Here is a 19958-nt window from a genome sequence, read left to right on the forward strand (position 1 = left end):
GGGACGCCCCCACTCGGGGCGCCCGGCCGGGCCCTTCCTCGGCACGCCGCCGACCCCCCGCACACGTGAGAGAAGAAGAAACCAGTGACCGCTGAAAACCGCACCGTGGTCGTCACGGGTATCGGCGCCTTCACGCCGCTGGGCGCCGACGCCGCCAGCACCTGGGAGAACCTGGTCGCCGGTCGGTCCGGCGTGGCGGCCCTGACCGAGGAGTGGGCCGAGGACCTGCCGGTGAAGATCGCGGCGAGGACCGCCGTCGAGCCGGGCGAGATCCTGCCCCGCCCGCTGGCCCGCAAGCTGGACCGCTCGGCGCAGTTCGCGCTGATCGCCGCCCGCGAGGCCTGGGCCGACGCCGGCTACGAGACCCCCGCCACCGACGAGTCCTCCAAGCTCGCCCCCGAGCGCCTGGGCGCCGTGATCGCCTCCGGCATCGGCGGCGTGACCACGCTCCTCGACCAGTACGACGTGCTGAAGGAGAAGGGCGCCCGCAAGGTCTCCCCGCACACCGTCCCGATGCTGATGCCCAACTCCCCGGCGGCCAACGTCGGTCTGGAGGTCGGCGCCCGCGCGGGCGTGCACACCCCCGTCTCCGCCTGTGCCTCCGGCGCCGAGGCGATCGGCTACGCGATCGAGATGATCCGTACCGGCCGCGCCGACGTCGTGGTGGCCGGCGGCACCGAGGCGGCGATCCACCCGCTGCCGATCGCCGCGTTCGCCAACATGATGGCGATGTCCAAGAAGAACGACGACCCCCAGCGCGCGTCCCGCCCCTACGACAAGGCCCGCGACGGCTTCGTGCTGGGCGAGGGTGCCGGCGTGGTCGTGCTGGAGTCGGTCGAGCACGCCGAGGCGCGCGGCGCCCGGATCTACTGCGAGGCCGTGGGCCAGGGCCTGTCCTCGGACGCCCACCACATCGCGCAGCCCGAGCCGACCGGCGCCGGCGTGGCCCGCGCGCTGGCCGACCTGTTCGAGCGCAACGAGCTGGACAAGGCCGAGATCGTGCACGTCAACGCGCACGCCACCTCGACCCCCCAGGGCGACACCGCCGAGCTGAAGGCGCTGCGCAAGGAGCTGGGCGACGACCTCGACCACATCGCGGTCTCGGCCACCAAGTCGATGACCGGCCACCTGCTGGGCGGCGCCGGCGGCATCGAGACCGTCGCCACCGTGCTGGCCCTGTACCACCGGATCGCCCCGCCGACCATCAACGTGGACGAGCTGGACGACGACGTGGACGCCGACATCGTCCGCGACGAGGCCCGCAAGCTGCCCGAGGGCCGGATCGCCGCGCTGAACAACTCGTTCGGCTTCGGCGGCCACAACGTGGTGCTGGCCTTCCGCACCCGCTGACGCCCACGACGAAGGGGCCGGCGCTCAAGGAGAGCGCCGGCCCCTTCGTCACGGGGTAACCGTGGTCGTCGGTCTCGTTCACCGCCGTGGCCGCCGGCCCCTTCGTCGTGCCCGTCCGGTCCGTGCGGGGCGGCCTCAGACCACCTGGTGCAGCCAGCGCACCGGCGCGCCCTCGCCCGCGTACCGGAACGGCTCAAGCTCGTCGTCCCAGGGCTTGCCGAGCAGCCGGGCGATCTCGGCCTCCAGGTCGGCCCCCTCGCTGCGGGCGCGCAGCAGGACGGCGCGCAACCGGTCCTCGGGGATCAGGATGTCGCCGTGGATGCCCGTGACGGCGTGGAAGATGCCGAGCGAGGGCGTGCTGCTGTACCGCTCCCCCTCCGCCGTGGCGCAGGGCTCGCTGGTCACCTCGTACCGCATCAGCTGCCAGCCGCGCAGCGCGGAGGCGAGCTTCGAAGCCGTACCGGGCTCCCCCTGCCAGGAGAGCTCGGCACGCCAATGCCCGGGTGCGGCCGGCTGGCGGATCCAGTCCAGGCTCACCCGCACACCGAGCACCCCCGCGACGGCCCACTCGACGTGCGGGCACAGCGCGCGGGGCGCGGTGTGGATGTACAGAACTCCACGTGTCGTCACCGGGACCTCCAGGCTGTGGACGAGGGTCGCCTTCCCCAGCTGCCTCGTGCCTGCAGTTGATCCGCAGTTACTCACGTTAGCCGACATTAAGCTACTAAATTGAGCAAAACGGACAGGCTTTCGCTCAATGCTAGTCGAATCCTCAACGAGGTCTACCCCTCGGCCGGATCTCTCCCCCGAACGGCCCCATCGCCGGCGGGACCACCGTACCGCGCGGCACCACAGGATGGATGACGCACTTTCGGATCCGGCCGGAATGCGGTAGTGCGGCCGCGACGCCCGCGCCCGAGCGCGCACCGCCGATGCCCGACCGCCCCGCCGCCCGGTGCGGGCGGCGGGGCGGTCGACGACCTGACGGCGCGTCAGCCGTCCAGGCGGACGACCATCTTGCCGGTGTTGACGCCGCGCAGCAGATCGAGGAAGGCCTCGGCGGCGTTCTCGAAACCGTCCACCACGGTCTCCTCGGTGCGCAGTTCACCGGACTTCAGCCAGCCGGCCACCTCCGCGACGAACTGCGGCTGGAGCCCGGCGTGGTCGCCCACCAGCATGCCCTCCAGGCGCAGCCGCTTGCCGATGGCGAGCGCGAGGTTGCGCGGGGCGGCGGGTGCGGCGGTGTCGTTGTACTGGGCGATGGCACCGCAGAGCACCGCGCGGCCGTGCACGTTCAGCGCGCCGATCGCGGCCTCCAGGTGGTCGCCGCCGACGTTGTCGAAGTAGAGGTCGATGCCGTCCGGGGCGGCCTCGGCGAGCTGCTCGGCGACCGGGGCGTCCTTGTAGTTGAAGGCCGCGTCGAAGCCGTACTCGTCCACCAGCCCGGCCACCTTCTGCGCCGAGCCGGCCGAACCGACCACCAGCGAGGCGCCCTTGAGCCTGGCGATCTGCCCGACCAGCGAGCCGACCGCGCCGGCCGCGCCGGAGACGAAGACCTTGTCGCCCTCCTTCAGGGCGCCGACGGCGAGCAGGCCGGCGTAGGCGGTCAGGCCGGGCATGCCGAGCACGCCGAGGTAGGCGGAGAGCGGGGCGGCGGCCGGGTCGACCTTGACCGCGCGCCCGGCGTCCAGGGTCGCGTACTCGCGCCAGCCGAGCCCGTGCAGCACCGCGTCGCCCGGGGCGAAGCCCTCGGCCCCGGAGGCGACGACGTAGCCGACCGCACCGCCGTCCATGGCCCGGCCCAGCTGGAACGGCGGGACGTACGACTTCACGTCGTTCATCCGGCCCCTCATGTACGGGTCCACCGAGAGGTAGGCGTTGCGGACCAGGATCTCGCCCGGGCCGGGGGCCCGGACCGGGGCCTCGACCAGGGCGAAGTCGGTCGGCACCGGCCAGCCCTGCGGGCGGGCGGCGAGGTGCCATTCACGGGCGGTCGCGGGGGCGGCGGCCTGCTCTGCCATCGGGGGCGCTCCTTGCGGTTCGGCTGCGGGTTCAGGTGTGGTTCAGGTGCGGTTTCGGTACCTGAAAGGTTGAGCAACTGAAGTAACGATGGGCATGAAAGGTTCACGTTGTCAACTTTTCAGGTAGACTGTCGACCATGGACACCCAGTCGATCCAGGACGCCGCGCCGCAGCCCGACGAGATCACCCGCGAGGTCGTCGACCTGATGGCCAACCTGGTCGCACTGTTCCACCGCGAGTACGAGGAGGCCGCCGCCGCCCGCTCGCTCACCGGCGCCCAGGCCAAGGTGCTCGCGCTGCTGCGGCGCGGCCCGATGCCGATGCGCCAGATCGCCCAGACGCTCAGCTGCGAGCCCTCCAACATCACCGGGATCGTCGACCGGCTCGAATCCCGCGGCTTCGTGACCCGTGAAGCCGACCGGCACGACCGCCGGGTCAAGCTGGTCGCCGCCACCGGCACCGGCTCGGCCGCCTCCGAGGAACTGCGCGAATCGCTGAACTTCGCCCGCGAGCCACTGGCCGCGCTCGGCCCGGACGAGCGGACGGCGCTGCGCGACCTGCTCCGGCGGATGCTCGCGGGCGCCTCCGGCCCCGGCGCGTGATCAGCATCACAGCACCCGGGGGCCTTCCGCAGGCCCCAGGGGGGTAACCGAAAAGCCTCCCGGAACGTCTAACGTTCGAACATCGAACGCGAGAGACCTGAAGACGGGGGGCACGGAGGATGAGCAGCAGCACGCGTCGGCGCCGCTACCTGCGGACCGCCATCGGCCTGGCCGCCGTACTGGTGCTGTCGGTCGTGGGCGCCGGAGCCTGGTTCTACCACCGGCTGGACAACAACATCACCACCTTCGACTCCGGCGGCGTCGCCACCGAGCGCCCGCCGGCCCCCGTCCCGGCCAGCCCGGGCGCCTCCGTCCCGGTCAACGTGCTGCTGCTCGGCTCGGACACCCGCGACGAGGGCAACGACTCGCTGGGCGGCGGCGACGAGGGCGTCGGCCACTCGGACACCGCGATCCTGGTGCACGTCTACGCCGACCACAAGCACGCCGTCGGCGTCTCGATCCCCCGCGACACCCTGGTCACCATCCCGTCCTGCAAGCTGCCGAACGGCACCTGGACGACGCCGAAGACCGACCAGATGTTCAACTCCGCCTTCACCGTGGGCCTCGCCGAGAAGGGCAACCCGGCCTGCACCCAGAACACCGTGGAGAAGCTCACCGGGCTGCGGATCGACCACACCGTCGTGGTCGACTTCAAGGGCGCGGCCGCGATGTCCGACGCCGTGGGCGGCGTGGAGGCCTGCGTGCCCAACGACGTCAACCAGTACGGCATACACCTCAAGAAGGGCCTCCAGAAGCTCTCCGGACAGTCCGCGGTGGACTACCTGCGGACGCGCCACGGGATCGGCGACAACTCCGACATCGGTCGGATGAAGCGTCAGCAGGCCTTCCTCTCCTCGATGATCAAGAAGGTCCAGGGCCAGGGCTTCTCACTGCCCACCCTGCTGCCGCTGGCCGACGCGGCCACCAAGTCGCTCACCGTGGACGAGGGGCTGGGCACCGCGATGAAGCTGGTGGACTTCGCCCGTTCGATCCAGGACATCAAGCTCTCCGACGTCTCCTTCGTCACCGCGCCCTGGCGCTTCGCCGGCGACCGAATACGGCTGGTGCAGCCGGACGCCGACGCCCTCTGGAAGCTGCTGCGCGAGGACCGCACCCTGGACGGGCAGAGCACCTCCGGGACGGGCCAGGTGACCTCCTCCCCCAGCACCGACCCGGGCACCGCCCCCGGCACCCCGCTCACTCCGCTCACCCCGGAGCAGAGCGCGGCGCCGATCACCGTGGTCAACGGGGTCGGCACGCCCGGCCTGGCCGGCTCCGGCGCCGAGACGCTCAAGGCGCGCGGCTTCCGGAACGTCGCGCTCGGCCAGAACACCCCCGGCCAGCAGGCCACCCAGATCTCCTACGACCCCGCGCTGAAGGCCACCGCCGACCAGGTCGTGGCGCTCTTCCCCGGCGCCAGGGCGGTCGAGGAGCCCGGCTCGGAGGCGATCACCGTCACCCTCGGCCCCGACTTCCGCGCGGCCGGCCCCCGGATCGACCCGGTGACCGCCCCGAGCCCGGAGCCCGGTGCCCCGGCCGGTGCCGCGGCGGGAGCCACCCCCGGCACCGTCCCGGGCACCACCCCGAGCGGCGTCCCGGGCACCGCCCCGAGCGGAGTCCCGAGCGGCGTCCCGGGTGGCATCCCCACCGGCATAGCGGAGAACACCCGCAACGCCGACACCGACCCGTGCGCCAACCTGACCTTCGGCTGACCGACCGACTGCCGACCGTGGGCCGCGAGCCGACCGGCCGCTACTGCGGGTCCGGCAGCCCGGTGACGACGGCGGTGAGACGGGTGCCGCGGGGGAAGGCGCCCGCCCCCGCCAGGTCCGCCAGCGCGGCGAGCAGCTTGGCGACGTAACGGCGCTCCAGCGCGATCCCGTGGCGGCGCTCGAAGCGCTCGGCGAAGTCGGCCAGCTCGGCCGGGACCCTGCCGTAGCCGCCGCCGTGGTGCCCGTGGTCGATCCGCCAGTTGCCGAACCCGCGCCCGTAGGCGGCCCGGTGCAGCCGGGCGACCTCCGCCTCCAGGTAGCCCTCGCCGCCGCGCAGCACGGCCACCCCGAGCGCCCGCGCGCCCGCCGGCAGACCGGCCGCGATACCGGCCAGGGTGCCGCCGGTGCCGACCGGGCAGCAGACCACGTCGCGCTCGCCGAGACCGGGCAGTTCGGCCGGGATCGCGGCCGCGCCGACGGCGGCCAGGGCGTTGGAGCCGCCCTCCGGGAGCACCAGGCAGCGGCCCCAGCGACGGAGCGGCGCGTCCGTGCCGTGCTCCCCCTCGGCCCGGCCGGTGGCCTCCCGGTACTCGGCCCGGGTCAGGAACTCCAGCCGCATCCCGGCCGCCTCGGCGGCCCGCAGGGACCAGTTGCGCGGCCGGTCGGCCAGTTCCTCGCCGCGCACCAGCCCGACGCTCTCCAGCCCGAGCGCCCCGGCGGCGGCCGCGACGGCCCGCAGGTGGGTCGAGTAGGCGCCGCCGAAGGTCAGCAGCCGGGTGTGGCCCTGCTCCACGGCGGCGGCCAGGTTGGGCGCCAGCTTGCGCCACTTGTTGCCGGGGACGGTCGGGTGCAGCAGGTCGTCCCGCTTCAGCCGCAGCTCCACCCCGGCCCGGGCGAAGGCCTCGTCGGCGCAGTCCACCAGCGGGGTCGGCAGCAGGGCGGGTTCGAGCATCCGGCCAGCTTACGGGCCCGGACGGCCGGGAGCCCGGCCGCCGGACGGGCGGCCGGGCTCCGTGGCCCCGCGGACGGACCGTCACCCCCGTGGACGGTCCGTCAGCCCAGGGCCGCGCTCTCCGCCGCGTGGCCCGCCGTCCGCCAGGCCAGGGCGGTACCGAGCGCGCGCGGGACCGGGCCGGCCGCCGGGGCCAGCTTCGCGATCCGGCCGCGGTGCTCCCGGCGCTCCCTGGAGCCGAGCACCGTACGGAGCTTCCCCGCCGCCACCAGGGCGGTCAGCGCCGCGTCGGCCGGGTCGACCCGGCTGAACGGGCCCGTCAGAGCCCCGGTGACGCGGGCCTCCAGCGCCTTGCGGACCCCGGGGTCGTGCACGGTGACCAGGGTCACCGGGAACAGGCCGGCCACCCGGTGCGGCCGGAGGGTGATCCGGCCGGATTCCGCCAGGCCGTCCCGGACCCGGCGGATCGGCTGGTCGCGCCCGGTGCTCCTGGCACGGCCGACCCACGAGCTCCAGCTGTGCGGCCGGGAGGCCCTGATCCGGCCCAACAGGTCGGCACTGTACGGGTCGAGGCCGTCCTCGGCGGCGCCGCCGCGGACCCGGGCGACGGCCTTGCGGCCCTCCTCGTACAGCAGGCCCCGGCGCAACAGCTCGGTCAGCGCCGCCGCCTGCAGCAGCAGGTTGAGCGAGGAGTGCTGGGTGGTCCGCCCGCGCCGCGGGTCGTGGGCGAGCAGGTACAGCTTCTCGGGCAGGTTGGCAGGCAGGTCCATCTCGTTCTCCCGGGATCTGGAGGATCTGTGGGTGGCCCGGGCCGCCGCGGTCAGTCCCCGCCGGGACCGCCGCTCTCCGGGTCCTCCTTGGGCGGGCGTCCGCGCCGGGGAAGCCGGGCCGCGCCGCCGGGCATCCGCCCCGCGTCGGTGAGGGCGCGGCGGAGCAGGAACTCGATCTGCGCGTTGGTGCTGCGCAGGTCGTCCGCGGCCCATCGGGCGAGCGCGTCGTGAACTGAAGGGTCCAGTCGCAACAGGAGCTTCTTCCGTTCCGTCGCCAAGGCCTCGCCTTACTGGTAGAGGGAGCCCGTGTTCACGACGGGCTGGGTGCCGCGGTCGCCGCAGAGCACCACCAGGAGGTTGCTCACCATGGCGGCCTTGCGCTCCTCGTCCAGCTCCACGACATCGCGTTCGGCGAGCCGTTCCAGCGCCTCCTCGACCATACCGACGGCGCCCTCGACGATCAGCCTGCGCGCCGCCACCACGGCCCCGGCCTGCTGACGCTGGAGCATCACCTGGGCGACCTCCGGAGCGTACGCGAGCCTGGTGATCCGGGACTCGACGACCCGCACCCCGGCCGCGGCGACCCGGGCGGAGATCTCGGCGGAGAGCTTGCGGGCGATCTCGTCCGCACCGTCGCGCAGCGACAACTGGCCCTCGTGGTGGGCGTCGTACGGGTAGCTGGTGGCGATGTGCCGCACGGCCGTCTCGGTCTGGATGGCGACGAAGTCGGCGTAGTCGTCCACCTCGAAGAGCGCCATCGCGGTGTCCTCGACCTGCCAGACCACCACGGCGGCGATCTCGATCGGGTTGCCGTCCGCGTCGTTGACCTTGGTGGTCTCGGTCTCGTGGTTGCGGATCCGCAGCGATATGTGCCGGCGGTTGGTGAACGGGTTCAGCCAGGTCAGGCCCTCGGCGCGGATGGTGCCCCGGTAGCGCCCGAGCAGCTGGACCACCCGGGCCTGACCGGGCGAGACCACCGTCAGCCCGAACGTCGTCAGCAGCGAGCCGAGCAGCAGCAGCGGCCCGACGATCACCAGGGCGATGCCCAACCCGCTGGTCTTCGAGGACAGTTGGGCCGCGCCGGCGATGACCGAGCCGACCCCGGCGAGCAGGCCGAACAGTGCGCCGCCGAGCACCGGCAGGCCGGCCGCCCCGGTGATGACCCGTTCGGTGATCCTGGGGACCGGGAGGTCCAGCGCGGGGCCGTCCTCGACGGCGAAAGGCGGTGTGGTCATGGGAGCGACTCCTTCTGCGAGCATCCGCATCCGATGTCAAAGTGATATCACTTTTTTGCCGCACCGCGCCAGGGGCCGGCGACCGGAACAGGGGAACGGACGGCCGCCCAGCGGCGACGGGAACGGGGAAGGAACGGCCGCCGAGCGGCGGCGCACGACCGTCGGGGACGGCCCGGGCCGATGCCCACGGGTGGGTGAATTCCGGCGCGCCACACGGGGAAGGGGGCGGCCGCGGCCTAGACTCTGCGACGTCGCAGGCGGTGGGAAGGCGGCGGGCGCCGGCTCGGCGGCCCGCCCGCGAAGGGTCGTACGACACTCGTCGCACATCGAGAAGGTGGGGCGGGTGGGACTCGAACCCACGACCAAGGGATTATGAGTCCCCTGCTCTAACCGGCTGAGCTACCGCCCCGGTTCGCCGCACGCGCCGGTCGTCGGCACGGCAGCAGCAGACGGCCCCAGCGAGGCCGTCCCGGGCAGCATAGCCGGTCGATCACCCGTGGTGCGCGCCGGGGGCGCAGCTGGGTGCGCGACGGTACGCGCCTCCCGGGCGGCGCAGCCCGGGTGGCGGCGGGGCACCCGTTCGGTGCAGCCTGGGCGGATGACGACTCGTGGGACGGGGGCGGCGGCCGCGACGCTCGCGCTGGTGCTGGCCGCGGCCGGCTGCACCACCGCGGCGGGCCCGGGCGGGGGCACCCCCACCGTCACCTCGGCACCTCCCACCGCCTCCTCCGCCTCCGTCGACAGCCACGGCTGGAACCGGCAGCGGCTCAGGGGAGCGGCCGGCCGGCACACCGGGGTCACCCGCACCGCCAAGCCCACCGTGCTCAACGGCCTGGTCGGCGCGGTGTTCACCCGCAACGCCGACGGCGACCACTTCTGCACCGCCAGTGTGGTCGACAGTGCCGGGCTCAACCTCGTCGTCACCGCCGCCCACTGCGTCTGGGACCCGCGGCTCGGGCGGCGCGGCGATCTGGTCTTCGTCCCCGGCTACCGCGACGGCGACACCCCCAGCGGCGTCTGGCCGCTGCTGGCCGTCACCGTGGACGACGACTGGAACGACCACGCCGACCCGGACATGGACGTCGCCTTCGCGGTCGTCCAGGCGCAGGACGGCCGGCAGGTCCAGCAGGTGCTCGGCGCCAACCGACTGGGCGTCAACCGCGGCTACCGGCTCCCGGTGAAGATCACCGGCTACCCGAGCAGCAGCGGCGTCCCGATCACCTGCTCCAACACCACCGACCGGCAGAGCCCCACCCAGCTGCGGATCGACTGCCCCGACTACACCGGCGGCACCAGCGGCAGCCCGTGGGTCACCGACTTCGACCCGGCCACCAGGACCGGCACCGTGGTCGGCGTGATCGGCGGCTACCAGGAGGGCGGCAACAGCCCGGACACCTCGTACAGCAGTTACTTCGGCGACCGCGTCCAGGCCCTGTACGACCGCGCCACCGGCTGACCCGCGGCGGACCCGACACGCGGCGGTGGCGCCGCCGGGCACGGCCTGGTAGATCTTCCTCACGAACGGCGGAACGCACGGCCCCGGTGCCCGCCCCGAGGAACGAGACGGAGCCCCGATGGCCTCCCGCCCGCCGCGGCCCCCGCGCACGGCACGAACGGCCGCGCTGGCCGCCCTGCTGCTGGCCGCCGGCACCGCGTGCGGCGGGCAGGACGGGGCGCCGACCGCCGAGGTCGCGCAGCAGAGCCCCGCCCGGGACCGGATCGGCACCCTCTCCATCCGCACCGCCCAGGGCCCGCGCGCCTGCACCGCGAGCGTGGTGCAGAGCCCCCGGCGCAATCTGCTGGTCACCGCGGCGCACTGCGTGCAGACCCGCCGGATCGGCCTGCTGGACGGTCTGGTGTTCACCCCCGGCTACCGCAACGGGTCCACGCCGTACGGGACTTGGCCGGTACAGGCGATCACCGTCGACCCGCGCTGGGCGGCCGGCGACGACCCCGAGTACGACGTGGCCTTCGTCACGGTGGGCACGGTCGACGGCCGGCAGGTCGAGGACGCGGTCGGCGGCAATCCGATCGGCACCGGCCAGGGCTTCGGCCTGTCCGTCGCCGTCACCGGCTACCCGAACGAGAGCGACGAGCCGATCACCTGTGCCGTCCGGACTAGCTCGCAGAGCGCCACCCAGGAGCGCTTCGACTGCGGCGGCTACACCGACGGCACCAGCGGCAGCCCGTGGGTCGCCGCGAACGGCACGGTGATCGGCGTGATCGGCGGCTACCAGGAGGGCGGGGAAACCCCCGGCACCTCGTACAGCGTCACCTTCGACCAGCGGGTCGCCGACCTCTACCGGAAGGCGACCGCCTGACCCGGAAGGCGACCGCGGGACCGGAACCGGACGCACGGGCGGATCCGGGGGAAGCCGGGCGGTGTCGCGTACGTCACGCCGCGGGACCGGACGACGACAACACGAAGGCCCCCCGGTCGACCGAGGGGCCTTCGCTCTGAGCAGTCACCGGGCGGACCCGGTGCAGCTCCCGCAATTGGACTCGAACCAATAACCTGCCGATTAACAGTCGGCTGCTCTGCCAATTGAGCTATGCGGGATCGCGGTACTCGACTTCCATACCACGGACGGGAAGCAGGACCCGAAGGACCTTCTCCCGAGCTCCCCCAATTGGACTCGAACCAATAACCTGCCGATTAACAGTCGGCTGCTCTGCCAATTGAGCTATGGGGGATCGGCTCCCGCCTCGGCCCCCGGTCTCCCGGGCTCCTCGGCGCTCGCTGCGGGACATACATTAGCGCACTCGGGGGGGTGGTCCGCCAATCGCTTTCCCGGCTTGCCCCCGGGTTGCCGCCCGGCGTGCCCCGCGCGCGCCCGGCGACGGGGCCGGGGATGCTGGGGCGCGGACGGTTCGCCGTCCCGACGGACGGGTAGGGCAATGCGGCAGAAGCCGCCAGGAGAGGGTGGATCCGACCATGTGGAAGCTGTCGTTGGCCGCGGGTTTCGCGGCCGGCTACGTCCTCGGCTCGCGAGCCGGGCGCCGGCGCTACGAACAGATCGCCAGGGTCACCCGGCAGGTCGCCCGGAACCCCACGGTCCAGGGCGCGACCGACCGGGCCCGGCAGCAGGCCGGGGCGGTGGCCGGGAGGGCGGCCGGCGCGGTCGCGGACCGGGTCGGCGACCGGCTGCCGAACGCCGTCACCGACCGGGTGCCGTACTTCAACCGCTCCCGGGCGGAGGACGACGGCTGGGGCACCTTCCGCCCGTGACGGGCGGCGGCCGGCCCGCCGGTGACCCCCGTGCGCCACTGGCCCGGGCCGTGTGTGGCGCGGCACACGGCCCGGCGGCTACCCCCCGTCGGTGACGGGACGGTGACGCCGGACCCAAGCGAACCCCAACGCGCGGTCGCGAACCCGCAACGTCCCACCCGGCCCGGACGCGTCCCGGGCCGGGCTGAGGCATGATCTCGGCATGGCCATCGTCGCGGGGATAGACAGCTCGACCAACCGCACCCGGATCGTCGCGTGCGACGCCGACACCGGCGCCGTCCTGCGCTCCGGCAAGGCGCCCCACCCCGTCCCCGAGGACCAGGACCTGCGCCCGGGCGAGGCCGACCCCCAGGTCTGGCTGCACTCGCTCGGCGACGCCGCGACCGGCGGCCTGCTGGAGGGCGTCCGGGCGATCGGCGTCAGCGCCCAGCAGCACGGGATGATCGGCCTGGACGCGGGCGGGGTACAGGTACGCCCGGCGCTCCTGTGGAACGACCCGCGCTCCAGCGGGGCCGCCGCCAAGCTGCTGGACGCCTTCGGCGGCCCGGCCGCCTGGACCGCCGCGATCGGCGCCGTGCCCGCCCCCACGTACACCATCGCCAAGCTGCGCTGGCTGGCCGAGTTCGAGCCGGCCAACGCCCGTCGGATCGCCGAGGTGCTGCTGCCGCACGACTGGCTGGTCTGGCAGCTGCTCGGCCACCCCAAGCGCCGCACCACCGACCGCGGCGACGCCTCCGGCACCGGCTACTGGTCGCCGATCACCGGCGAGTACCGGCAGGACCTGGTCGAGCTGGCGCTCGGCCACGAGCTCAGGCTGCCCGACGTCCTGCCCCCGGCCGAGCCCGCCGGGCACACCCCCGAGGGCCTGCTGATCTCGGCCGGAACCGGGGACAACATGGCCGCCGCGCTGGGCCTGGGCCTCGGCCCGGGCGACGCGGTGGTCTCCCTCGGCAGCGCCGGAACGATCTTCGCGGTGCACGAGGAGGCCGTGGTGGACGCCTCCGGCCTGGTCTCCTCCTTCGCCGACGCCAGCGGCCGGCACCTGCCGATGGTCGCCACCCTCAACGCCGCCGAGGTGCTGCGCTCCACCGCCGCCCTGCTCGGCCGGGACCTGGAGGGCCTGAGCGACCTCGCCCTGCACTCCTCCCCCGGCGCCTACGGCCTGGTGCTGCTGCCCTACCTGGACGGCGAACGCACCCCCGCGCTGCCGCACGCGGCCGGCACCCTGACCGGGCTGCGGGCCGAGGCGATGACCCCTCAGCACCTGGCCCGGGCCGCCGTCGAGGGCATGCTGTGCAACATCGCCGACGCCCTCGACGTGCTGCGCGCCCGGGGCGTCGCGGTGAAGCGGGTGTTCCTGCTCGGCACGGCCGGGCGGCTGCCCGCCGTCCGGCACGTCGCCCCGATGCTGTTCGGCGTCCCGGTCGTGGTGCCGCCACCGGGCGCCCACGCCGCCCGCGGGGCCGCCCGGCAGGCCGCGTGGGCGCTGGCGGGCACCCCGGAGCCGCCGGAGTGGGAGCTGCCGGACGCCGAGACCGTCGAGCCCGACGGGGAGCAGGACCTGGCGATCGGCTCGGCGGTGCGTCAGCAGTACCGGGCCGCCCGCGACCAGATGCACCCGGAGGCGGCGGCCTGACCCCGGCCCGGGGGCGGTGACGGCCGTGCGGATGCGGCACCCGGCGCGCGGTGGCAGCGTGGAACGGGACACGGCCACCGACGCGGAAGGCGGCAGGACGCCATGGCGCTGCACAAGGGAGCCGGCGGCGACCGCCGGCTGAGCATCGGCCCGTACCCGACCGTCGCCGACCCGTTGGGCGCGATGAAACTGGCCCCGCCGCTGCACCGGCTCGGCGAGGGCCCGGTCGCGGCCGAGACCACCTACCAGCTGATCCACGACGAGCTGATGCTGGACGGCAACGCGAAGCTCAACCTGGCGACCTTCGTCACCACCTCGATGGACGCCCAGGCCACCCGGCTGATGACCGAGTGCCTCGACAAGAACATGATCGACAAGGACGAGTACCCGCAGACCGCCGAACTGGAGCGGCGCTGCGTGGCGATCCTCGCCGACCTCTGGCACGCCCCCGACCCGGACACCGCCGTCGGCTGCTCCACCACCGGCTCCAGCGAGGCCTGCATGCTGGCCGGCATGGCGCTCAAGCGCCGCTGGATGCGGCGCAACCCCGACCGCTACGCCGCCGGGGCCCGGCCCAACCTGGTGATGGGCGTCAACGTGCAGGTCTGCTGGGAGAAGTTCTGCAACTTCTGGGAGGTCGAGACCCGCACCGCGCCGATGGAGGGCGACCGCTTCCACCTGGACGCCGAGCGGGCGGTCGCGCTGTGCGACGAGAACACCATCGGTGTGGTCGCCGTGCTCGGCTCCACCTTCGACGGCTCGTACGAGCCGGTCGCGGAGATCTGCGCGGCCCTGGACGCCCTCCAGGAGCGCACCGGCGCCGACGTCCCGGTGCACGTGGACGGCGCCTCCGGCGGCATGGTGGCGCCCTTCCTCGACCCGGACCTGTCCTGGGACTTCCGGCTGCCCCGGGTCGCCTCGATCAACACCTCCGGCCACAAGTACGGCCTGGTGTACCCCGGGGTGGGCTGGGCGCTCTGGCGCGACAAGGAGGCACTGCCGGAGGAACTGGTCTTCCGGGTCAACTACCTGGGCGGCGAGATGCCGACCTTCGCCCTCAACTTCTCCCGGCCCGGCGCCGAGGTGGTCGCCCAGTACTACATCTTCCTGCGGCTCGGCCGGGAGGGCTTCCGGGCCGTCCAGGGCGCCTGCCGCGAGGTCGCCACCTACCTCTCCGGGCGGATCGGGAAGCTGGACGGCTTCCGGCTGCTGACCCGGGGCGACCAGCTGCCGGTGTTCGCCTTCACCACCGAAGGGGACGTCCCGTTCGACGTGTTCGACGTCTCGCGGCGGCTGCGCGAACGCGGCTGGCAGGTGCCCGCGTACGCCTTCCCGGCCAACCGGGAGGACCTGTCGGTGCTCCGGGTGGTCTGCCGCAACGGCTTCTCGCGGGACCTCGCCGACCTGCTGCTGGCCGACCTCGACCGGCTGCTGCCGGAACTGCGGCGCCAGCCCGTCCCGCTCCAGCAGCTCGGGGTGCCGCCCCGCTCGGGCTTCCACCACTGACCCTCCGCACACCCGGGAGAACGTCACGGCGGGGAGGGCGCAGCGAAGCGCCCTCCCCGCCGGAGCATCCCGGCGGGCCGGGGCAGCCTCCCCCCGCGAGGCTGCCCCGGTCCGGTGGGGGCCGGGAACGGGTGCGGACCGACGGGTGATCGATCGGCGTCCGAACGGTTCCACCGACGGGTGAACCGCACCGGCCAGAGAACTCTGCACGATGACCACGTGAATGTTCGAGCGTCTCCGGGGGTTGTGAGACACTTCCGTCCGTCTCAGCGCCATGACCTGGGGTTTGGGACGCCAGGCCGATCAGGTTGGAGAAGCGGAGACGCCGAACGGCCCGGGCCGGGACCTGCCGCTCACCCGTTCCCCGTCCCCGTTTCTCGAGTTTGGAGCGCCCGCGTTGGGTTCCGCCTGGAAGCAGCTGCCCGAGGAGCTGTCCGAGCCCGCCAGACGCCTGGCGGAGGAGCTCCGGGCCATCAAGGACACCGCCGGACTGTCACTGTCCGAACTGGCCGCCCGGACCCACTACAGCCGCGCCTCCTGGGAGCGCTGGCTCAACGGCAAACGGGTCGTCACCGAGCAGGCGCTGGACGCGCTGGTCGGGACGGTCGACTGCGACGCGGCCGCGCTGCGGGCGCTGTGGCGGCGGGCGGTGGCGGGGCCGGAGGCCGCGGCGCCGGTCACGGGCCCGGACGCGGGCTCCGGCCCGGACGCGGGCTCCGGCGCGGGCGCGAACGCGGGCGCGGGCGCGGCGGTCGCCGAGGAGCGCGACGGCCGGGGCCCGCAGCGGCCGGCCGTCGCTGACGAACCCCCGGGCCCCGAGGAGCCCGCGGCCGAAAGCCCCGCCCCCGAGGAGACCACCGCCCCTGAACCGGCCGCCGGCGAGGCGCCGGTGACCGGGCAGGAGTCCGGGCCCGCCCCCCTCGTCTGGTGGCGGCGTCCGGCGGCGCTGCTCTCCGGCGCGGCCGTGCTGGCGCTGCTGCTGGTGCTGGTGGGCCTGCGGATCAGCCGGCACGACGGGCAGGCCTCGGCGGCCGACCGGCCCGCCGCGACGGCCGACGCCGGCACCTCCCCCAGCGCCAAGCCCGCCCCGGGCGCCCCGGCCTGTCAGGCCGTCGGCTGCGCGCACAAGGACCCGAAGACCACCGGCTGCGGCAAGGACGCCCGGACCCTGCAGACCCAGGTGATCGGCAAGGTGGTCGTCTACCTCCGGTACAGCCAGACCTGCCGGGCGGCCTGGGCGGCCATCACCGAGGGCGAGCCGAAGGACTACGCGACGATCAGCGACAGCGCCGGCGACGCCGAGACGGCGCTCATCCACTGGGGCTACGACAACTACTCGGCGATGCTGAACGCGGCGGACCCGACCGTCACCTTCCAGGTCTGCGGCTACCAGCCGGCCGGCCACGACTGCACCGGGGTGGTCTCCGACCTGGCCATGGTGGTGGCCTCCACCCCGATCCCGATCGGTCCCGCCTCTCCCCCGCCGGGCACCGGCGCGGGAGCGCCCACGACTCCGGCCCCGGCCACACCGGCCGACCCGTCGGCACCCGTCGACCCGCCGGCACCCGTCGACCCGCCGGCACCGACGGCACCGACCGGGCCGGCAGCACCGGCCGCCGCTCCGACCGAGTCGGCCGGTCCGTCCTGACCACGACCGGCCGCTAGTCGAGGTAGCCGCGCAGCTGCTCCGCGCCGGCGTGGTCGCGGAGCTTGACCAGGGTCTTCGACTCGATCTGGCGGATCCGCTCCCGGGTCACACCGAACACCGCGCCGATCTCCTCCAGCGTGCGCGGGCGGCCGTCGTCCAGCCCGTAGCGGAGCTGGACCACCTGGCGCTCCCGCTCCCCCAGGGTGGCCAGGACCGCCTCCAGGTGCTGGCGCAGCAGCAGGAAGGTCGCGGACTCGGCGGGCGAGGCGGCGTCGGCGTCCTCGATCAGGTCCCCGAGCGCGACGTCCTCCTCCTCGCCGACCGGCGTGTGCAGCGAGATCGGCTCCTGGGCCAGCCGCAGCAGCTCGCGCACCCGCTCCTCGGTCAGCTCCAGGGCGGCGGCGATCTCGGCCGCCGTCGGTTCCAGGCCGCGCTCCTGGAGCAGGCCGCGCTTGGCCCGGACCACCCGGTTGATCAGCTCGACCACGTGCACCGGCACCCGGATCGTCCGGGCCTGGTCGGCCAGCGCCCGGCTCATCGCCTGCCGGATCCACCAGGTCGCGTACGTGGAGAACTTGAAGCCGCGGGTGTAGTCGAACTTCTCCACCGCCCGGATCAGTCCCAGGTTGCCCTCCTGGACCAGGTCCAGCAGGGTCAGTCCGCGGCCGACGTAGCGCTTGGCGACGGAGACCACCAGCCGCAGGTTCGCCTCGATCAGCCGCCGCTTGGCGATCCGGCCCCGCACCACCAGGGAGTCCAGCTCGCCGGCCAGCGGGTCGGGCGGCGGCGGATCGCCGTTCAGCCGCTCCTCGGCGAAGATGCCGGCCTCCACCCGGCGGGCCAGCTCGACCTCCTCCGCGGCGGTGAGCAGGCGGATCCGGCCGATCTCGCGCAGGTACTGGCGCAGCAGGTCGGCGGCCGGGCCGGTGTCCTCGACGGGCCCCCGGCGCTCCCGCCGGTCCTCGGCCCCGGCCCGCGCCAGGGGCGAGGGCTCGGACCCGGACCCGGCCCCGAACTCGGCCTCGGGGACGGCCTCGGGGACGGCCTCGGGGACCGGGCTGTCCGGGTGGCCCTCCGGCAGGCCCTGGGCGGGGATCCGGGCACCGTCCGGGGGCGCGGCCCGGGCCCGGCCGTGATGGGTCTCCTGCTCCCCGGTCTCCTGCGGACCGGCCGGTCCGGCCGGTCCGGCCGGTCCGGCGGGCGTCGTTCCCGTACTGGTGGTGGTCGCTGCGACGAGGCCTTGCTCCACGGGCATCCCCTCGGGGCGGGCGCGACTCTGGCGGACCCGCGCTGTACGGAGGTGGGACGTCCTCCAGTGTGCGGTACGCCACGCTCCGTGGCCGAGACTCGTGCGCCGACTTTCTGTGGAGCGAACGCTAGAGAGCGGCCGCACCCCGGCTGCGCAGCTCCTGCCCGTACTGCTGGAGCTGCCACAGCTCGGTCTGCACCGCGTGAAGCTGTTCGGCCTCGGCCCGGGGGCCGAGCCGCTGGAGGTAGCCGCGGACCTCGGTGATCCGCCGGTCCACCGCCAGCATGCGCAGCTTGACCAGGAACTCCCCCGCGTAGATCGCGTCCACCTTGCGGCGCGAGCGCACCGGCTCGACGGTCAGCTCGGTGACCAGCGAGCGCACCCGGTCGTCCGGGGACGCCTCGCGCACCGCGCTGGTGAAGTCGGGCAGGCCGGCCCCGTGCGCGGCGCCGCCGGCCTTGGCGATGGCCTGCCGGACGGCGGTGTACGGCGGGGTCGGGAACTCGTCCTCGCCGTAGTGGTCGAAGGCCGGACTGACCAGGTCCGGGTGCTGGAGCGCCAGCTTGAGCAGCTCGCGCTCGACAAACTGGGCCGGGTCGCGCGGGTTGAGCCGGAAGGCGGGCTGCGCCGGGCGCTGCGGCTGGGCCTGCTCCGGGCGGCGCTGGGCGGCCGCGCCGCGCGGGTTCTGCTGGCGCTCGCGGTCCCAGCGGGCCAGCTGGGAGATCCGGCGGACGACGAACTGCTCGTCCAGGATGCCGAGCATGCCGGCCAGGCGGACGGCGTACTCGTGCTGGATCGAGCGGTCCTTGATCTTGGCGACGATCGGGGCCGACTCCTCCAGTGCCGCCGAACGCCCCTCCGGGGTGTCCACCCGGTGCCGGGCCACCACCGAGTTCAGCGCGAACTCGAAGAGCGGGACCGGGTTGTCGATCAGGTGCTTGACCGCCTCGTCGCCCTGGGCCAGGCGCAGCTCGCACGGGTCCATGCCGCCCGGGCTGACCGCGATGGAGGTCTTGGCGGCGAACTTCTGGTCGTCCTCGAAGGCGCGCAGGGCGGCCTTCTGGCCGGCCGCGTCGCCGTCGAAGGTGAAGACGGTCTCGCCCCGGTACTGCGAGGTGTCCATCAGCAGCCGGCGGATGATCTTGATGTGGTCCTCGGCGAAGGCGGTGCCGCAGGTGGCCACCGCCGAGGTGACCCCGGCCAGGTGGCAGGCCATCACGTCGGTGTAGCCCTCGACCACCACCGCGCGGCCCGACTTGGCGATCTCCTTCTTCGCCAGGTCGATGCCGTACAGCACGTGGGACTTCTTGTAGATCGGGGTCTCGGGCGTGTTGAGGTACTTCGGACCGTTGTCGTCCTCGCGCAGGCGGCGGGCGCCGAAGCCGACCACCTCGCCGGCGATGTCCCGGATCGGCCAGACCAGCCGGCCCCGGAAGCGGTCGATCAGGCCGCCGCGCTGGCCCTGCGAGGCGAGGCCGCCCAGCAGGATCTCCTTGTCCGTGAAGCCCTTGCCGCGCAGGTAGCGGACCAGGTGCTCCCACCCCACGGGGGCGTAGCCGACGCCGAAGACCGTGGCGGCCTCCTCGTCGAAGCCGCGCTCGGCCAGGAAGCGGCGGCCGATCTCCGCCTCCGGCGAGGCCAGCTGCTCCCGGTAGTAGGCGGCGGCCACCTTGTGCGCCTCGACCAGCCGGGTGCGCTCGCCCTGCTGGTGGCGGGGGCTGTAGCCGCCCTCCTCGTAGCGCAGGGTGATGCCGGCCTGGGCGGCCATCCGCTCGACGGCCTCGGCGAAGGTGAAGTGCTCGATCTTCATCAGGAAGGCGATGGTGTCGCCGTTCTCCTGGCAGCCGAAGCAGTGGAAGACGCCCTTGGCGGGGTTCACGTAGAAGGAGGCGGACTTCTCGTCGTGGAAGGGGCAGACGCCCTTGTACTCGCCACCGCCACCGTTGGTCAGCTGTACGTAGTCGCCGACCACCGCGTCGATCGGCAGTGCGCTGCGCACCGCCTGCACGTCTTCGTCCCTGATCCGCCCGGCCACCCCGGAAGTCTAC

At 73.9% G+C, this 19958-nt stretch carries 17 protein-coding genes and 3 tRNA genes; 9 read left to right on the forward strand and 11 right to left on the reverse strand.

Annotated features, from left to right (window positions below):
- The first annotated feature begins 84 nt into the window (after positions 1–84).
- Complete coding sequence (fabF, locus tag ACFVHV_RS01035; RefSeq protein ID WP_359913086.1) at positions 85–1350, forward strand: beta-ketoacyl-ACP synthase II; 1266 nt, start codon at positions 85–87, stop codon at positions 1348–1350.
- 135 nt (positions 1351–1485) lie between these two features.
- Here the strand turns inward: fabF and ACFVHV_RS01040 are convergent, their stop codons facing one another.
- Positions 1486–1980 (reverse strand): DUF3145 domain-containing protein, encoded by a 495-nt coding sequence (locus ACFVHV_RS01040; RefSeq protein ID WP_359913089.1) that lies wholly within the window; start codon positions 1978–1980, stop codon positions 1486–1488.
- Positions 1981–2342: 362 nt separating this feature from the next.
- Positions 2343–3371: an NADP-dependent oxidoreductase gene (locus tag ACFVHV_RS01045; protein WP_380347958.1), complete on the reverse strand. Its 1029-nt coding sequence runs from the start codon at positions 3369–3371 to the stop codon at positions 2343–2345.
- A 137-nt stretch (positions 3372–3508) separates the two neighbouring features.
- On the opposite strand from ACFVHV_RS01045, the gene ACFVHV_RS01050 reads away from it, so the two are divergent.
- Positions 3509–3973: a MarR family transcriptional regulator gene (locus ACFVHV_RS01050; protein ID WP_359915259.1), complete on the forward strand. Its 465-nt coding sequence runs from the start codon at positions 3509–3511 to the stop codon at positions 3971–3973.
- A 119-nt stretch (positions 3974–4092) separates the two neighbouring features.
- Positions 4093–5685: an LCP family protein gene (locus tag ACFVHV_RS01055; protein WP_380347960.1), complete on the forward strand. Its 1593-nt coding sequence runs from the start codon at positions 4093–4095 to the stop codon at positions 5683–5685.
- Positions 5686–5725: 40 nt separating this feature from the next.
- Here ACFVHV_RS01055 and ACFVHV_RS01060 read toward each other — a convergent pair whose 3' ends face one another.
- The 5 genes from ACFVHV_RS01060 to ACFVHV_RS01080 form a co-directional block, all read right to left on the reverse strand.
- Entirely contained in the window at positions 5726–6637 is a 912-nt protein-coding gene (locus tag ACFVHV_RS01060) for a 1-aminocyclopropane-1-carboxylate deaminase/D-cysteine desulfhydrase (RefSeq protein ID WP_380347962.1), read from the reverse strand.
- Positions 6638–6738: 101 nt separating this feature from the next.
- On the reverse strand, positions 6739–7407 hold the full coding sequence (locus tag ACFVHV_RS01065; protein ID WP_380347964.1) for a GPP34 family phosphoprotein: 669 nt from the start codon (positions 7405–7407) through the stop codon (positions 6739–6741).
- Positions 7408–7457: 50 nt separating this feature from the next.
- A complete protein-coding gene (locus tag ACFVHV_RS01070) occupies positions 7458–7685 on the reverse strand; it encodes a hypothetical protein (RefSeq protein ID WP_359915252.1) in 228 nt (75 codons plus the stop codon).
- A 9-nt stretch (positions 7686–7694) separates the two neighbouring features.
- Complete coding sequence (locus tag ACFVHV_RS01075) at positions 7695–8642, reverse strand: SPFH domain-containing protein (protein WP_359915250.1); 948 nt, start codon at positions 8640–8642, stop codon at positions 7695–7697.
- A 335-nt stretch (positions 8643–8977) separates the two neighbouring features.
- A tRNA-Ile gene (locus ACFVHV_RS01080) sits at positions 8978–9051 on the reverse strand.
- Between the two features lie 189 nt (positions 9052–9240).
- Here ACFVHV_RS01080 and ACFVHV_RS01085 point away from each other — a divergent pair.
- Together ACFVHV_RS01085 and ACFVHV_RS01090 are read left to right on the forward strand one after the other, a co-directional pair.
- Positions 9241–10098, forward strand: coding sequence for a trypsin-like serine peptidase (locus ACFVHV_RS01085; protein ID WP_380347966.1), 858 nt, complete (start codon positions 9241–9243; stop codon positions 10096–10098).
- Positions 10099–10216: 118 nt separating this feature from the next.
- A complete protein-coding gene (locus ACFVHV_RS01090; protein WP_359915246.1) occupies positions 10217–10963 on the forward strand; it encodes a trypsin-like peptidase domain-containing protein in 747 nt (248 codons plus the stop codon).
- A gap of 166 nt (positions 10964–11129) precedes the next feature.
- Here ACFVHV_RS01090 and ACFVHV_RS01095 read toward each other — a convergent pair.
- A tRNA-Asn gene (locus tag ACFVHV_RS01095) sits at positions 11130–11202 on the reverse strand.
- A 61-nt stretch (positions 11203–11263) separates the two neighbouring features.
- Positions 11264–11336, reverse strand: a tRNA-Asn gene (locus ACFVHV_RS01100).
- A gap of 229 nt (positions 11337–11565) precedes the next feature.
- On the opposite strand from ACFVHV_RS01100, the gene ACFVHV_RS01105 reads away from it, so the two are divergent.
- From ACFVHV_RS01105 to ACFVHV_RS01120, 4 genes are all read left to right on the forward strand, one after another.
- Positions 11566–11871, forward strand: a complete 306-nt coding sequence (locus tag ACFVHV_RS01105; RefSeq protein WP_380347968.1) for a hypothetical protein — start codon at positions 11566–11568, stop codon at positions 11869–11871.
- Positions 11872–12073: 202 nt separating this feature from the next.
- The gene (locus ACFVHV_RS01110) at positions 12074–13507 is read left to right on the forward strand and encodes an FGGY family carbohydrate kinase (protein ID WP_359915602.1); all 1434 of its coding nucleotides are present in this window, start codon (positions 12074–12076) and stop codon (positions 13505–13507) included.
- Between the two features lie 102 nt (positions 13508–13609).
- On the forward strand, positions 13610–15013 hold the full coding sequence (locus ACFVHV_RS01115) for a glutamate decarboxylase (protein WP_380347970.1): 1404 nt from the start codon (positions 13610–13612) through the stop codon (positions 15011–15013).
- Positions 15014–15410: 397 nt separating this feature from the next.
- The gene (locus ACFVHV_RS01120) at positions 15411–16661 is read left to right on the forward strand and encodes a DUF2690 domain-containing protein (RefSeq protein ID WP_380347972.1); all 1251 of its coding nucleotides are present in this window, start codon (positions 15411–15413) and stop codon (positions 16659–16661) included.
- A gap of 13 nt (positions 16662–16674) precedes the next feature.
- Here the strand turns inward: ACFVHV_RS01120 and ACFVHV_RS01125 are convergent, their stop codons facing one another.
- Entirely contained in the window at positions 16675–17916 is a 1242-nt protein-coding gene (locus ACFVHV_RS01125) for an RNA polymerase sigma factor (protein ID WP_380347974.1), read from the reverse strand.
- Between the two features lie 121 nt (positions 17917–18037).
- Positions 18038–19945 (reverse strand): DNA primase, encoded by a 1908-nt coding sequence (gene dnaG / locus ACFVHV_RS01130; RefSeq protein ID WP_359902919.1) that lies wholly within the window; start codon positions 19943–19945, stop codon positions 18038–18040.
- Positions 19946–19958 lie beyond the last annotated feature (13 nt).

The organism is Kitasatospora sp. NPDC127116 (assembly GCF_042677365.1).
GTDB lineage: Bacteria > Actinomycetota > Actinomycetes > Streptomycetales > Streptomycetaceae > Kitasatospora > Kitasatospora lactacystinica.